This is a genomic window from Streptomyces sp. NPDC096013 (assembly GCF_044763565.1).
Classification (GTDB): Bacteria; Actinomycetota; Actinomycetes; order Streptomycetales; family Streptomycetaceae; genus Streptomyces.
Genome location: NZ_JBIWGK010000001.1, coordinates 1,519,477 through 1,534,282, shown reverse-complemented (window position 1 = coordinate 1,534,282; position 14,806 = coordinate 1,519,477). Strand labels below are relative to the sequence as shown.

10 protein-coding genes are annotated in these 14,806 nt (G+C 70.6%); 6 read left to right on the top strand and 4 right to left on the bottom strand.

The features are described from left to right. Nucleotides 1-34: 34 nt before the first annotated feature. From ACIRB1_RS06580 to ACIRB1_RS06570, 3 genes are all read right to left on the bottom strand, one after another. Nucleotides 35-1,564, bottom strand: a complete 1,530-nt coding sequence (locus ACIRB1_RS06580) for a UDP-N-acetylglucosamine 1-carboxyvinyltransferase (RefSeq protein ID WP_352177956.1) — start codon at nt 1,562-1,564, stop codon at nt 35-37. Nucleotides 1,565-1,640: 76 nt separating this feature from the next. After that, nucleotides 1,641-1,838 carry a DUF4236 domain-containing protein gene (locus tag ACIRB1_RS06575; RefSeq protein ID WP_352177955.1) on the bottom strand — a complete coding sequence of 66 codons (198 nt, stop codon included), beginning with the start codon at nt 1,836-1,838 and terminating at the stop codon, nt 1,641-1,643. 70 nt (nt 1,839-1,908) lie between these two features. Next, complete coding sequence (locus ACIRB1_RS06570) at nt 1,909-2,817, bottom strand: class I SAM-dependent methyltransferase (protein ID WP_403464764.1); 909 nt, start codon at nt 2,815-2,817, stop codon at nt 1,909-1,911. 254 nt (nt 2,818-3,071) lie between these two features. Between ACIRB1_RS06570 and acnA the strand changes: the two genes are divergently transcribed. The 3 genes from acnA to ACIRB1_RS06555 all read left to right on the top strand — a co-directional run bounded on the left by acnA (nt 3,072) and on the right by ACIRB1_RS06555 (nt 8,192). Next, entirely contained in the window at nt 3,072-5,786 is a 2,715-nt protein-coding gene (gene acnA / locus ACIRB1_RS06565) for an aconitate hydratase AcnA (RefSeq protein ID WP_352177953.1), read from the top strand. Between the two features lie 145 nt (nt 5,787-5,931). Then, nucleotides 5,932-6,657, top strand: coding sequence for a response regulator transcription factor (locus ACIRB1_RS06560; protein WP_403464763.1), 726 nt, complete (start codon nt 5,932-5,934; stop codon nt 6,655-6,657). Further along, complete coding sequence (locus tag ACIRB1_RS06555) at nt 6,654-8,192, top strand: sensor histidine kinase (RefSeq protein ID WP_403464762.1); 1,539 nt, start codon at nt 6,654-6,656, stop codon at nt 8,190-8,192. The genes ACIRB1_RS06560 and ACIRB1_RS06555 overlap by 4 nt, the downstream gene beginning before the upstream one ends. Here the strand turns inward: ACIRB1_RS06555 and ACIRB1_RS06550 are convergent. Next, a complete protein-coding gene (locus tag ACIRB1_RS06550; RefSeq protein WP_352177950.1) occupies nt 8,189-8,755 on the bottom strand; it encodes a hypothetical protein in 567 nt (188 codons plus the stop codon). The genes ACIRB1_RS06555 and ACIRB1_RS06550 overlap by 4 nt on opposite strands. Nucleotides 8,756-9,634: 879 nt before the next feature. Here ACIRB1_RS06550 and ACIRB1_RS06545 point away from each other — a divergent pair. From ACIRB1_RS06545 to ACIRB1_RS06535, 3 genes are all read left to right on the top strand, one after another. Next, nucleotides 9,635-10,729 carry a lytic polysaccharide monooxygenase gene (locus ACIRB1_RS06545; protein WP_403464761.1) on the top strand — a complete coding sequence of 365 codons (1,095 nt, stop codon included), beginning with the start codon at nt 9,635-9,637 and terminating at the stop codon, nt 10,727-10,729. A 323-nt stretch (nt 10,730-11,052) separates the two neighbouring features. After that, nucleotides 11,053-14,361 carry a GH92 family glycosyl hydrolase gene (locus ACIRB1_RS06540; RefSeq protein ID WP_403464760.1) on the top strand — a complete coding sequence of 1,103 codons (3,309 nt, stop codon included), beginning with the start codon at nt 11,053-11,055 and terminating at the stop codon, nt 14,359-14,361. A gap of 67 nt (nt 14,362-14,428) precedes the next feature. Then, nucleotides 14,429-14,803, top strand: coding sequence for a hypothetical protein (locus ACIRB1_RS06535; RefSeq protein WP_352177947.1), 375 nt, complete (start codon nt 14,429-14,431; stop codon nt 14,801-14,803). Nucleotides 14,804-14,806 lie beyond the last annotated feature (3 nt).

Sequence of the window (14,806 nt, the reverse complement as noted above, 5' to 3'; positions counted from 1 at the left end):
GGCACGGCGGCACCCCAGGCGTCCGCGAGGTGTCCTAGATGTCGCGGAAGATCTCGATCTGCGCCCCGACCGAGTTGAGCCGCTCCGCCAGATCCTCGTAACCGCGGTTGATGACATACACGTTGCGCAGGACGGACGTGCCCTCCGCCGCCATCATCGCGAGCAGGACGACCACCGCGGGCCGCAGCGCCGGCGGGCACATCATCTCGGCGGCACGCCAGCGGGTCGGGCCCTCGACCAACACCCGGTGCGGGTCCAGGAGTTGGAGCCTGCCACCGAGGCGGTTGAGGTCGGTGAGATAGATCGCGCGGTTGTCGTAGACCCAGTCGTGGATGAGGGTCTGTCCCTGCGCGACCGCCGCGATGGCCGCGAAGAACGGCACGTTGTCGATGTTCAGGCCGGGGAACGGCATCGGGTGGATCTTGTCGATCGGCGCCTCCAGCTTGGAGGGCCGGACCGTCAGGTCCACCAGGCGCGTACGGCCGTTGTCCGCGACGTACTCCGGGGTGCGGTCGTGGTCGAGGCCCATCTCCTCCAGGACCGCGAGCTCGATCTCCAGGAACTCGATGGGCACCCGGCGGACCGTCAGCTCCGACTCGGTGACGACGGCGGCGGCCAGCAGGCTCATCGCCTCGACCGGGTCCTCGGAGGGGGAGTAGTCCACGTCGACGTCGATGGTCGGCACGCCGTGCACGGTGAGGGTGGTGGTGCCGATGCCCTCGACCTCGACGCCCAGCGCCTCCAGGAAGAAGCACAGGTCCTGGACCATGTAGTTGGAGGACGCGTTGCGGATGACCGTGACACCGGCGTGCCGGGCGGCGGCCAGCAGCGCGTTCTCGGTGACCGTGTCGCCGCGCTCGGTCAGCACGATCGGGCGGTCGGGGGAGACGGACCGGTCGATCCGCGCGTGGTAGAGACCCTCGGTCGCGGCGATGTCGAGACCGAAGCGGCGCAGCGCGATCATGTGCGGCTCGATCGTGCGCGTCCCGAGGTCGCAACCGCCCGCGTACGGCAGCTTGAAGCTGTCCATGCGGTGCAGCAGCGGGCCGAGGAACATGATGATCGAGCGGGTGCGGCGGGCCGCCTCGGCGTCGATCGACTCCATCTCCAGCTCGGCCGGGGGGACGATCTCCAGGTCGACGCCGTCGTTGATCCAGCGGGTGCGGACGCCGATCGAGCCGAGTACCTCCAGAAGGCGGTACACCTCCTCGATCCGCGCGACCCGGCGCAGCACTGTGCGCCCCTTGTTGAGGAGCGAGGCGCACAGCAGTGCCACGCACGCGTTCTTGCTGGTCTTCACATCGATCGCGCCGGACAGCCGGCGTCCGCCGACCACCCTCAGATGCATCGGACCGGCGTAGCCCAGAGAGACGATCTCGCTGTCCAGGGCTTCACCGATTCGAGCGATCATCTCAAGGCTGATGTTTTGATTGCCGCGCTCGATGCGATTGACGGCGCTCTGACTGGTGCCGAGCGCCTCGGCAAGCTGCGTCTGTGTCCAGCCCCGATGTTGCCGGGCGTCACGGATGAGCTTGCCGATACGTACGAGGTAGTCGTCTGCCATGAGGCCGAGGTTATCTCAGATATGAGATGGCGCCTCCTGGGGGGTCCATTCGGGTGACGGCCGGTCAGCGGGGCCGTCAGTCGTCCTTCTTGGTGCGCGTCTTGCGCCACCCGAACGGCCCGGGCAGGTTCATCGACGTCGTACGGCGCCCCGAGGTACTGCGTGTGTACCGCGGGCCGCGCTTGCCCCCGGTCGTGACCGACAGGGACCCCTTGTTGATGTTCAGCCGAAGCCAGGGAAGGATCCGGAAACTCTTGCGGAACGTGAGCGGCATGCCCGCCCCCTTTCGTCTCGCACCGGATACCCCGAAGTCGGCCAAACATCCGAGGACAGAAGGGAGTTGCTCACTTCCCCCCGTCGTCCCCGAGCTGGAAATGCCAGATCACGACGACCGGCGCCCCGTCCAGCGCGGCGGCCGACGCCTCGGGGCACCAGTGCTGGAGGTCCCAGGACATCCACGTGGGCGGCGCGTCCGGGGCGGAGCCGGGGTCGAGGGAGCGGCGCGGGCGGCGGGGTTCCTCGCAGTGGCGGACCTGGAAGCCGAGGGGGAGGGCGGCGGAGAGGTAGGCGCTGAGCGGGCGGTGGTACTCGGTGAGCAGGGTCGGCCTGCCGTCCGGGCCGGGGCGGCGGGGGAGCGTGGGCCGGAGATAGGACGACATGAGGTGCGCGTCCGAGATCACGAGGTGGCCGCCGGGCCGCAGCACCCGCGCGAACTCGGCGAGCACGGCCGCCAGATCGGGCACGTGGGTCAGCGCGAGCGCGCAGACGACGGTGTCGACCGCGTCGTCGGGAAACGGCAGTCGGTGCAGATCGGCCTCGCGGAGGTCGACGTCCGGCAGCCGCTCCCGGGCCAGTGCGAGCATCTCCGGAGAGGCGTCGACGCCGGTCACGCGGTGGCCGAGCCGGCGCAGATGGGCGGTGTGCCGACCGGTGCCGCAGGCGGCGTCCAGTGCCGTGCCGACCGGCAGGCCGTCCAGGATGCGCCGGACGACGGGCTGCTCGATGTCGATCATCTGGTTGCCGGGCTCGTCGTAGTACGGCGCCCAGTCCTGGTACACGTCGGCCGTGCTGATCGCACCGGGCACCGCCGTGACGCCCTCGGCGCGGGCGAGCTCCGGGGTGTCCAGCAGCCCGCGGATCTCGGCGGTCCTGGCCTCGACGAAGTCCTGGTCGGCGGTTCCTTCCCTGAGGCCGCGCAGCAGGGCGGCGCCCTCAAGTCCCAGCAGATAGCCGAGCGGGCTCAGATAGGTCACTCCGGCGACGGTAGGGCTGCGGGGCGGGCCGGCTCCAGCGGTTTTACCGCGTGGCCGGGTCCGGGCATGACCAGCTCGCCCCCATGTACTAGAGTTATCTCGACATCGAGATATCTGCCGAGGTGCACCGCAGCCGCACACTCCGCCGATCCAGAAGTAAGGCTTGCCTAACTTAGCCTTACCTTAGCGGATCGGCCACGACGTCGTAGCGGCAGGATGCGGTGGGAACGCGCACATCAATGAAGGAGACTGTCGTGTCGGCGAACAGCTTCGACGCCCGCAGCACGCTGCAGGTCGGCGACGAGTCGTACGAGATCTTCCGCCTGGACAAGGTGGAGGGCTCGGCCCGGCTCCCCTACAGCCTTAAGGTCCTGCTGGAGAATCTGCTCCGCACCGAGGACGGCGCGAACATCACCGCCGACCACATCCGCGCCCTCGGCACCTGGGACTCGCAGGCCCAGCCGTCGCAGGAGATCCAGTTCACGCCGGCCCGTGTGATCATGCAGGACTTCACCGGCGTGCCCTGCGTGGTGGACCTCGCGACCATGCGTGAGGCCGTGAAGGAGCTGGGCGGCGACCCGGCGAAGATCAACCCCCTGGCGCCGGCCGAGCTGGTCATCGACCACTCCGTCATCGCCGACAAGTTCGGCACCCACGAGGCGTTCGCGCAGAACGTCGAGCTGGAGTACGGCCGCAACCGCGAGCGCTACCAGTTCCTGCGCTGGGGCCAGACCGCGTTCGACGAGTTCAAGGTCGTCCCGCCGGGCACCGGCATCGTCCACCAGGTCAACATCGAGCACCTGGCCCGCACGGTCATGGTCCGGGGCGGCCAGGCCTACCCCGACACCCTCGTCGGCACCGACTCGCACACCACGATGGTCAACGGCCTCGGCGTGCTGGGCTGGGGCGTCGGCGGCATCGAGGCCGAGGCCGCGATGCTCGGCCAGCCGGTCTCGATGCTCATCCCGCGCGTCGTCGGCTTCAAGCTCACCGGCGAGCTGACCCCGGGCACCACCGCCACCGACCTGGTCCTCACGATCACCGAGATGCTGCGCAAGCACGGCGTCGTCGGCAAGTTCGTCGAGTTCTACGGCGAGGGCGTCGCCGCCACCTCCCTCGCGAACCGCGCCACCATCGGCAACATGTCGCCGGAGTTCGGTTCCACCGCCGCGATCTTCCCGATCGACGACGAGACCCTGAACTACCTGAAGCTGACCGGCCGCAGCGCGCAGCAGGTCGCGCTCGTCGAGGCGTACGCCAAGGAGCAGGGCCTCTGGCTCGACCCGGCCGCCGAGCCCGACTTCTCCGAGAAGCTGGAGCTCGACCTCGCCACGGTCGTCCCCTCGATCGCCGGCCCGAAGCGCCCGCAGGACCGCATCGTCCTCGCCAACGCCGCCGAGCAGTTCAAGAGCGACGTGCGCAACTATGTCGCCGACGACGACGAGGCAGGCAAGGAGTCCTTCCCGGCCTCCGACGCCCCGGCCGCCAGCAACGGCGTCCCGTCGAACCCGGTCACGGTGACCGCCCCCGACGGCTCGACCTACGAGCTGGACCACGGCGCGGTGACGGTCGCGGCCATCACCTCCTGCACCAACACCTCGAACCCGTACGTCATGGTCGCCGCCGCGCTCGTCGCGAAGAAGGCCGTGGAGAAGGGCCTGACCCGCAAGCCGTGGGTCAAGACCACCCTCGCCCCGGGCTCCAAGGTCGTCACCGACTACTTCGACAAGGCCGGGCTCACCCCCTACCTCGACAAGGTCGGCTTCAACCTCGTCGGTTACGGCTGCACCACCTGCATCGGCAACTCCGGCCCGCTGCCGGACGAGGTCTCCAAGGCCGTCAACGACCACGACCTGGCCGTGACCTCGGTGCTCTCCGGCAACCGCAACTTCGAGGGCCGGATCAATCCGGACGTCAAGATGAACTACCTGGCGTCCCCGCCGCTGGTCGTCGCCTACGCCCTCGCGGGCTCCATGAAGGTGGACATCACCCGCGACGCCCTCGGCGCCGACCAGGACGGCAAGCCGGTCTACCTCGAGGACATCTGGCCGACCGAGGCCGAGGTCAACGACGTCGTGGCCAACGCCATCGGCGAGGACATGTTCAACAAGTCCTACCAGGACGTCTTCGCGGGCGACGCCCAGTGGCAGGCGCTCCCCATCCCCGAGGGCAACACCTTCGAGTGGGACGCCGAGTCGACCTACGTCCGCAAGCCCCCGTACTTCGAGGGCATGACGATGGAGACCACCCCGGTCTCCGACATCGAGGGCGCCCGCGTCCTCGCCAAGCTCGGCGACTCCGTCACCACCGACCACATCTCCCCGGCCGGTGCCATCAAGGCCGACACCCCGGCCGGCAAGTACCTCACCGAGCACGGCATCGAGCGGCGTGACTTCAACTCCTACGGCTCCCGCCGAGGCAACCACGAGGTCATGATCCGCGGCACCTTCGCCAACATCCGCCTGCGCAACCAGGTCGCGCCGGGCACCGAGGGCGGCTTCACCCGCGACTTCACCCAGGCCGACGCGCCCGTGTCGTTCATCTACGACGCCTCGCGCAACTACATCGAGCAGGGCATCCCGCTGGTCATCCTGGCCGGCAAGGAGTACGGCTCCGGCTCGTCCCGCGACTGGGCCGCCAAGGGCACCGCCCTCCTCGGCGTCAAGGCCGTCATCGCCGAGTCCTACGAGCGCATCCACCGCTCGAACCTCATCGGCATGGGCGTCATCCCGCTCCAGTACCCGGCGGGCCAGACCGCCGAGTCCCTCGGTCTGACCGGCGAGGAGACCTTCTCCGTCGCCGGCATCACCGAGCTGAACGACGGCACCACCCCGAGCACGGTCAAGGTCACCACCGACACCGGCGTGGAGTTCGACGCGGTCGTCCGCATCGACACCCCCGGCGAGGCCGACTACTACCGCAACGGCGGCATCCTCCAGTACGTCCTGCGCAACCTGATCCGCAACTAGCGGCTCCGTTACCGCAGTTGAGGGCCGCATCCCCGGCGACGGGGGTGCGGCCCTTCGCGTTCGCCGCCGTCGGAGCCGTACAGGACATCGCCAGGACTCAGGTGGAACACAGGGTTCCCCCAGCGGGCCGGGACAGAATCGGGACATGACTGGCACCTCGGGGTCCCGCACCAGCCGCGTGCGCGTGCTCATCGTCGACGACGAGCCCGCGCTCACCGAGCTGCTCTCCGTCGCGGTCACCGAGGCGGGCTGGCGGCCCTACCCCGCGCCGGACGGACGCAGCGCGCTGCGCATCGCCCGCTGCTGCGCGCCGCACGCCGTCGTCCTCGACGGCATGCTGCCCGACCTCGACGGCGTCCAGGTACTGCGCAGACTCCGCTACGAGAACCCGCGGCTGCCCGTCCTCATGCTCACCGCCCGCGACGCCATCGAACACCGCCTCGACGGCCTCGAAGCGGGCGCCGACGACTACGTCACCAAGCCCTTCTCCCTGGAGGAGGTCATCCTGCGGCTGCGCGGACTGCTCCGCCGCGCGGGCCGCGAACGCACCCCGGCCGACGACTCCGTACGCGTCCTCGGCGACCTCGTCCTGACCGGCGAGACCCGCGAGGTCCGCCGCGCCGGTGCGCCGATCCAGCTCACCGCCAAGGAGTTCGACCTGCTCACCCTGTTCCTCGACCACCCCCGCCAGGTGCTGAGCAAGGCCCAGATCCTCGACCGGGTGTGGAGCAGCGCCTTCGACGGCGGCGGCAACCTCGTCGAGGTCTACATCTCCAGCCTCCGCCGCAAGATAGACCGCGGACGGGCACCGATGATCCACACGGTGCGCGGCATGGGATACGCCCTACGGCCCGTGGAGGACGGCAGATGAACCTCCTGACCCGCAACCGAGGCCGCCTGCACGGCCGTTCGCTCCGCACCCGGCTCCTCCTCTTCATCAGCGCCACCCTGGTCGTCGTCTGCGCCGCGATGTCCCTCACCACCGTCCTGGCCCAACGCGCCTATCTCCTGGACAACTTGGACGACCGGGTCGGCAACGCGGCCGAGCGCAGCCTCGGCGGGGCCGAACTGCAACCGGCACTGGACGACTACCTCGGCTTCCTCCTGGAGAACGGCCACGCCGTCGGGACGCTCGGCGCGCGATTCGACGACAAGGGCACGATCATCGCCGCGGCCGTCGTCAGGCAGGACGCCCCGCCCCGGAACCTCACCGCCGCCCAGCGCGCCGCCCTCACGGGCATCACCGCCGACAGCGCGATGCACACCCGCACCGTGCCCGGCCTCGGCACCTACCGGCTCACGGCCCTCGACAGCAAGGGCGTCCGGGTCCTCACCGGCCTCCCGATGGACGACGTACAGGACATGATCAGCGGCCTGGTGGCGGTCGAGGCGGCCGTCGCCCTCGCCGGACTCACCGTCGCGGGCTGCCTCTGCGCGGTCGTCATACGACGGCAGCTACGGCCGCTGGGCCGGGTCGCCGCCACCGCCGTCGAGGTCTCCCGCTCACCGCTCGGGCACGGCGAGGTCACCGCCCTCACCCGGGTGCCCGAACGGGACACCGACCCCGGCAGTGAGGCCGGCCAGGTCGGTGCCGCGCTCAACCTCATGATCGACCACGTCGAGTCCTCCCTCGCCGAACGCCGGCGCGGCGAGGAGCAGATGCGCCGCAGCGAGGAACGCATGCGCCGCTTCCTCGCCGACGCCAGCCATGAACTCCGCACGCCGCTCGCCTCCATCGCGGGCTACGCCGAGCTGATGAACCGCGGCACCGACCGCATCGAACCGGGCCTCGCCTGGCGCCGGGTCACCGCGGAGTCGGCGCGCATGACAGGTCTGGTGGAGGACCTGCTGCTGCTCGCCCGGCTCGACGAGGGCCGGCCGCTGGCGTCCGCCGAGGTCGACCTCGCGGCACTGCTCGCCGAGGCGGTGTGGGACGCGCGCGCGGCAGGCACCGGCCACGAATGGCAGCTCCACCTCTCCCTGGACGCCCCGGCCCTGGTCGTCGGCGACGAGGCCCGCCTGCACCAGGTGCTGGCCAACCTGCTGGCCAACGCGAGGACGCACACACCCGCTGGCACGACCGTCACGGCGGGCGTCGAGGCCACCGCCGCCCGGACCGTCGTCATCCGGGTACGCGACGACGGCCCCGGCATCCCCCCTGCCCTCCTCCCCACGGTCTTCGAACGCTTCACCCGTGCCGACGCCTCCCGCGCCCGCGCCGGCGGCAAGGAGGGCGGCTCCGGCCTCGGCCTCGCCATCGCGACGGCGATCATCGGAGCCCACGGCGGCCGCATCGACGTGACCAGCGTCCCGGGCCGCACGGAGTTCACCATCGAACTCCCGGCGGCCACCACCGAACTCCCGCCCGCCGAACCGGCGTTGCGCGCCCGCACGGCATCGGTCTAGGACGCGGCGGACGGGACGGTGACGGTGCCACCCAGCAACCGCGCCTGCTCCAGCTTCAGTTCACCGAAGCCCCGCCGCGCATACGCGGCCAGCTCCGCACTCGGAAACGCGACCAGCGACAGATGCTGCGTGAAGTCGCCCCGCGCCCAGCGCGCGACGGTGATCTCGTAACCGGCCGCGTGCGCGCACAACTCCAGCAGCAGCGGCGGCATTTCCGGCTCCCGCAGCAGATCCGCCCGCCCTACGACGAGCTCGCGCATCTCGCGCAGAACCGGCAGGAAGACCGTCGTCACCCACAGCCGCCACTCGGCGAGTTCCTCGTCGCTCGGCGGCGTCGCGTCGTTGAAGGGCGAGGCGCCGGCAGGGCGGCCGTGCCGTTCCACGAACGCGGCGAAGGTGCGGGCGTTGGCCTCCGTCAGCGCGAACAACGGCCCGTAGAAGTCGCTGAGTTGCCGATTGACCCGAGCGAGCCGCTCCTGCCGCTGCGTCAGCCGCAGCCCGTTGAGATAGGCGGCGGCATACCCGGCGAAGGCCAGCACAACCGTGACGACGACTGCGATCATCCCGAGATCTTACGAGCCCCGAAGCCAGACGCACCCGAAGCCAGACGCACCCGTTCAGGCGCACCAGCCTTCAGGCGCACGTGGCTCCAGGCCACCCGGCGCGGGGCAGACCTGCCTCCAGGCGCACCCGGCGCCGGGCAGACCCACCTCCAGGCAACCCAGCTCCAGATAACCTCGGCTCCAGGCCACCTGGGTCGCAGACCGCCCCGGCTCCAGGCAACCCGGCTCCGGGCCACTGCGGTCGCAGGCCACCCCGGTCCCAGGCAAACCCGTCCCAAGGCCACCCCGACGCCAGGCAACCCCGGTCGAAGGCCACCCCGGTCCCAGCCAACCCCGGTCCCAGGCACCCAGGCTCCGATCAACCCCGGTTCCAGGCCGCCTCGGTCGCAGGCGCGCCCGTCCCCAGGCCACTCCGGTCCTAGGTCACCCCGGTCCCAGGTCGCCCCGCCTCCAGGCCACCCCGGTCCCAGGCACCCAGGCTCCGATCAACCCCGATCCCAGACAACCCCAGTCCCGGGCCGCCTCGGTCGCAGGCACGCCTGTCCCGAGGCCACTCCGGTCCCAGGGCCACTCCGATCCCAGGTCACCCCGCCCCCAGGCCAACCCAGCTCCCAACAACCCCACCCCCAGGCCACCCCAGCTCCCAACAACCCCGGTCCCAGACACCCCCACCCCGAACACCCCCACCCCCACCCCCACTTCCGCAGCCACCAGACATTTACAGCCCCCCAAGTCCGCGCTAACTTCACGGACAAGTGGGGTGGGAGCGCTCCCATCCGCCCGATGGTCCGGAACCCGTCGGGTGGCCGGATCGCCCCGCCCCACCCATCCACCCCGCACGTTCCTCGCACCCGCCGACCGAAGGGACGTAGAACTGTCATGTCTGCGACAACACCACACCCAACTCCCGCCCCCGTGCCGCGATTACCGCACCCCACCCCGCACCGGGCCCTCTTCCTGGTGCTCCTGGCTCTCCTCACCACCGTCCCCGCCCTGGCCCTGATCCTCGCCACCGGAGGCCGGGCCGAGGCGCACGGTACGCCCATGAAGCCCGGCAGCCGGACCTTTCTCTGCTGGCAGGACGCGCTCACCGACACCGGCGAGATCAAACCGGTGAACCCGGCGTGCAGGGCGGCCCAACAGGTGAGCGGGACAACGCCGTTCTACAACTGGTTCTCGGTGCTGCGCTCCGACGGCGCCGGCCGCACCCGGGGCTTCGTGCCGGACGGTTCGCTGTGCAGCGGCGGCAACCCGAACTTCACGGGCTTCGATCTCCCGCGCGACGACTGGCCGTTGACCCATCTCACCGCGGGCGCGACGGTCGACTTCTCGTACAACGCGTGGGCGGCGCACCCGGGTTGGTTCTACGTCTACATCACCAAGGACGGCTTCGACCCGACGAAGACGCTCACGTGGGACGACATGGAGGACACCCCGTTCCTCACGGTCGACCACCCGCCGCTGAACGGCACGCCGGGCACGGTCGAGGCCAACTACTCCTGGACCGGGCAGCTTCCGGCGGGCAAGTCGGGGCGCCACATCATCTACATGGTGTGGCAGCGCTCGGACAGCGCGGAGACCTTCTACTCCTGCTCGGACGTCGTGTTCGACGGCGGCAACGGCGAAGTGACGGGCATCCACGACCCGGGCAACCCCACCGACCCGGTCCCCGGCGTCTGTTCGGCCACCCGCCGCACGACCGGCAGCTGGCCCGGCGGCTACCAGTCCGAGGTGACCGTCACCAACTCCGGCGACGTCCCGATGCTCGGCTGGATGGTCAACTGGTCGCTGCCCGCGGGGCAGTCGGTCGCCAGCCTGTGGAGCGGCAACGCGACCTACGCCGGCCAGGACGTGATGGTCCACAACGCCGACTGGAACGGCTCACTGAGTCCAGGGCAGACCGCCACCTTCGGCTACGTCGTCAACGGCGACGGCGGTGACCCGGCAACCGCCCTTCCCTGCCAGGTCGGCTGACCCGGCGCTCGGGGCGGACCCGGTGGACGGGGGCCACCGGGTCCGCGAGCCGGGCAGGGAATGGGGGTTCAACCTGCCCGGGTGGTGCGTGGCTTGGTACGGCACTGCGGTGCGACAACGTTGTCGAATGGTCTGCTCATGACTCTACCGCCTCAACGGACAACGATGTCAACCCACTTGGCCTGCGGGCGCCGTCCGAGTGGGTGTCCCGCGTGCCCCACCGGCCCACGCGCTCTTCCGTGGTGCGGGTGGCGCACGCTACTGTCCCTGCGGCTTGTGCGACCTGCGGTGCGCGACCCGTCCGAAGGAGAAGGGTCCGCCCCATGCGTTTCCGTCCCATGTCCCTGTTGCCGGTACCGCGAAAGGCGATGTCCGCCGCGGCACTGGCCGCCGCACTCGCGGTCGGCGGTGCCACCCCCGCCCTGGCGGCGACCGCCGCCGCCCCGCCACAACTCGTCAAGGACCCCAGCGCCTACGTCGATCCGCTGATCGGCACCAGGAACGGCGGCAATGTCTTCCCGGGCGCCGTCGTGCCCTTTGGCATGCTCTCCTGGAGCCCGGAGAACACCAGAGGCAGTGCGACCAGTACGGCCGCGCCCGGCGGCTACCAGTACGACGCCACCCGCATCCGGGGCTTCAGCCTCACCCACATGTCCGGCACGGGCTGCGCGGGCGGCAGCGGCGACATCCCGTTCTACCCGTACGCCGGTGAGGTCACCTCGTCCCCGGCGAGCGACACCAAGGACGCCGTCTACGCCTCCGACTTCAGCCACACCGACGAGACCGCCGAACCCGGCCACTACAAGGTCGGCCTCGCCTCCGGTGTCACCGCCGACCTCACCGCGACGGCCCGCACCGGCTCCGGCCGCTTCACCTACCCGGCCGACAAGCCCGCCTCGCTGCTGATCCGCACCGCCAACTCCGAGGTGGGGTCCACCGATTCGGCGGTCACCATCGACCCGAAGACCCGCACGGTCTCCGGCTCGGTCACCTCCGGCAACTTCTGCGGCTACCTCGACCCCGAGGGCCAACGCGCCTACTACACCGTGTACTTCACCGCCCGCTTCGACCGCGCCTTCAAGTCGACGGGCACCTGGCAGGACGACAGGCTGACCCCGGGCTCCACGAGCGCGACCGGCGGCACGGGCGGCTTCTCCAGCGGCGGCCGTCCCGTCGCGGGCAAGGGCGCGGGCGGTTACGTCGAGTTCGAGCCCGGCACCGGCCCGGTCGGCGTCAAGGTCGGCATCTCGTACGTCAGTCAGGCCGGAGCCACGGCCAACCTCGCGGCGGAGAACCCGCCGAAGCGCTCCTTCGACGCCGTCGAGAGTGCGGCCCACCGCGCCTGGCGCGACCAGCTCGGCGCGATCAAGGTGGGCGGCGGCACCGACACCGAGCGCACCACCTTCTACACCGCCCTCTACCACTCCCTCCTGCACCCGAACGTCATCAGCGACGCCGACCGCAGATACACCGGCAGCGACGGCAAGGTCCACAAGGTCAGCAGGGGCCATGCAGCGCAGTACGGGACCTTCTCCGGCTGGGACATCTACCGGTCGCAGGTCCAACTCCTCACGCTCCTCAGCCCCCGCACCGGCTCGGACATCGCCCAGTCCCTCTACGAACTCGCCCGGCAGAACGGGGGAGTCTGGGACCGCTGGCTGCACGGCGCGAACGGCACGCACGTCATGAACGGTGACCCCTCACCCACCGCCCTGGCCGGCATCCGCGCCTTCGGCGGCACCGACTTCGACCTCAAGGGGGCGCTCGCCTCCCTCGTCGAGGCGGCCACCGTCCCGACCGCCCAGGACCTGTCCTCCTCGGGCAAGCCGGTCCTCTCGGTGGGCCAACGCCCGTCCCTGGACAAGTACCTGAAGCTGCACTACATGCCGTCCGTCTCCAACGCCTGGGGCGGCGCCGCCGAGACCCTGGAGATGTCCACGGCGGACTTCGCGCTCTCCCAACTCGCCGCGGCGGCAGGGAAGAAGAGCACGGCCTCCGACTTCGCCCGGCGCGCCCAGTGGTGGCAGAACAACTTCAACATCGCCGCCGACCCCACCGGCGGCTACATCGCCAACCGCAAGGCGGACGGAAGTTGGGTCACCGGCTTCACCCCAGGCACCGGCAACGGCTTCGTCGAGGGCACGGCCGCCCAGTACACGTGGATGGTCCAGCACAACCCCGCGGGCCTGTTCGCGGCGATGGGCGGCACCGGCAAGGCGCTCGCCCGCCTCGACTCCTTCTTCCACGAGGCGGACGGAAGCTGGGCCTTCACGGGCAGCGGCGGCGACAAGTCCGAGCTGGACAACGAGCCGTCCGTCAACGTCCCCTACCTCTACGACTACGCGGGCGCGCCCTACAAGACCCAGGAGACGGTCAGGGCGGCCATGAAGCAGCTCTGGACCACCGACCCGGCCGGCATCCCCGGCAACGACGACCTCGGCGAGATGTCGTCCTGGTACGTCTTCTCCGCGCTCGGCATGTATCCGCAGGTCCCCTCCCGCGCCGAACTCACCCTCGCCTCACCGCTGTTCGAGCGCATCGAGATCACCCGCCCGCACGGCAACGACATCTCCATCCACGCGCGGGGCGCCGCGACCGACGCCCCGTACATCCAGTCCCTGAAGGTCAACGGCCGTACCAGCGACCGCCCCTGGCTCTCCTCCTCGATCGTCAGGAACGGCGGCACGCTCGACTACACCCTCTCCGCCACCCCGAACCGCACCTGGGGCAGCGACCCCGCCGACGCCCCGCCGTCCTTCCGGACCGGCGAGCAGCCGTACCAGATCGGCGTCGGCCCCACCGCCGCGACCCTCGCCCCCGGCGAGAGCACCAAGGTCAACATCAGGGCCCTGTCCCTCGGCGGCGGCACCGGACCCGAGGTCCGCTACACCGTCGAGACACCCACCGGGGTCACCGCGACGCCCGCACAGGGCACGGTCGTCGACGGCTCCCAGGACATCACCCTCACCGCCGCCGACGACGTCCAGCAGGGCTTCTACGACGCGAAGGTCACCGTCACCTCGGGCAGCATGTCTTACGAGCAGCCGGTGTCCCTGACCGTGGCCGCGCCCGGCACCCTCCTCGCCGCCTACAACAACACCGGCGTCTCCGACGACACCGGCGAGCACGACGAGGCGGACTACGACGGGGGCGGCTGGAGCTACTCCCTCCAGGCGCTCGACGCCGCCGGGCTGACCCCGGGCGGCGCGGGCACGGTGGACGGGCTCGGCTTCACCTGGCCCGCCTCGCCGAACGGGCGTCCCGACAACGTCTCGGCGGCCGGCCAGACCGTCCAACTCCCGCGGCCCGCGGCCAACTTGTCGTTCATCGGCAGCGCGGTCAACGGCAACCAGCAGACCAAGGCGACCGTCACCTACACCGACGGCAGCACCGACGCCGTCGACCTGTCCTTCACGGACTGGACGGTCGGCGGGGGCGGCGGCACCGTGCAGTACGGCAACGAGGTCGTCGCGCGGGCCGCGTACCGCAATGTCGCGGGTGCGGACAAGGACCCGGTCGTCACATACGTGTTCGCCACCAAGCCGTTCGCGGCACCCACGGGCAAGACCATCAAGAGCGTGACACTTCCGGACGACCCGGATCTCCATGTGTTCACCCTTGCGGTGAACTGACGTCCACCCTCTGTGCCCTCGCCCGTTTCGGTGGCGGGGGCACAGCGGTGCGTGCGAGCATCCGCAGATGGTGAAACGGCCGCAGCTGCCCGAGGAGTTCAGGGCCGAGGCGCGCACCGCCTTCGCGTTCCTGGTGGGGGACGAGGGCTTCGCGCCGCCGGAGGACATAGACGGGGGCCTGCGATATCTGCGCGCCGACCTGATGGTGCGGGTGTGGTTCCTGGGCGGCGCCGAATCGGAGGTCCTGACACGACTGATCCCCCTGGCGCCGGACGGCACCAGGGGGAGGGGGGCGTGGCTCGACGACCTGTACACGGCCGCCGCGTGCGGTCCGCCCCAGGACGTCCCCGTCTTCGCGTCGACCAGACGGGGCGTCCTCAGACGGGTCCACCAGCACGCGGAGGCGTTGCGGCGGCTGCTGCCCCGCCTCCCCGTGCCGTGAGGG

What these genes read in the sequence shown, in the direction of transcription:
- ACIRB1_RS06580 (WP_352177956.1), bottom strand. Translation starts at nt 1,564, where the DNA reads ATGGCAGACGACTACCTCGTACGTATCGGCAAGCTCATCCGTGACGCC.
- ACIRB1_RS06575 (WP_352177955.1), bottom strand. Translation starts at nt 1,838, where the DNA reads ATGCCGCTCACGTTCCGCAAGAGTTTCCGGATCCTTCCCTGGCTTCGG.
- ACIRB1_RS06560 (WP_403464763.1), top strand. Translation starts at nt 5,932, where the DNA reads ATGACTGGCACCTCGGGGTCCCGCACCAGCCGCGTGCGCGTGCTCATC.
- ACIRB1_RS06555 (WP_403464762.1), top strand. Translation starts at nt 6,654, where the DNA reads ATGAACCTCCTGACCCGCAACCGAGGCCGCCTGCACGGCCGTTCGCTC.
- ACIRB1_RS06550 (WP_352177950.1), bottom strand. Translation starts at nt 8,755, where the DNA reads ATGATCGCAGTCGTCGTCACGGTTGTGCTGGCCTTCGCCGGGTATGCC.
- ACIRB1_RS06545 (WP_403464761.1), top strand. Translation starts at nt 9,635, where the DNA reads ATGTCTGCGACAACACCACACCCAACTCCCGCCCCCGTGCCGCGATTA.
- ACIRB1_RS06540 (WP_403464760.1), top strand. Translation starts at nt 11,053, where the DNA reads ATGCGTTTCCGTCCCATGTCCCTGTTGCCGGTACCGCGAAAGGCGATG.
- ACIRB1_RS06535 (WP_352177947.1), top strand. Translation starts at nt 14,429, where the DNA reads ATGGTGAAACGGCCGCAGCTGCCCGAGGAGTTCAGGGCCGAGGCGCGC.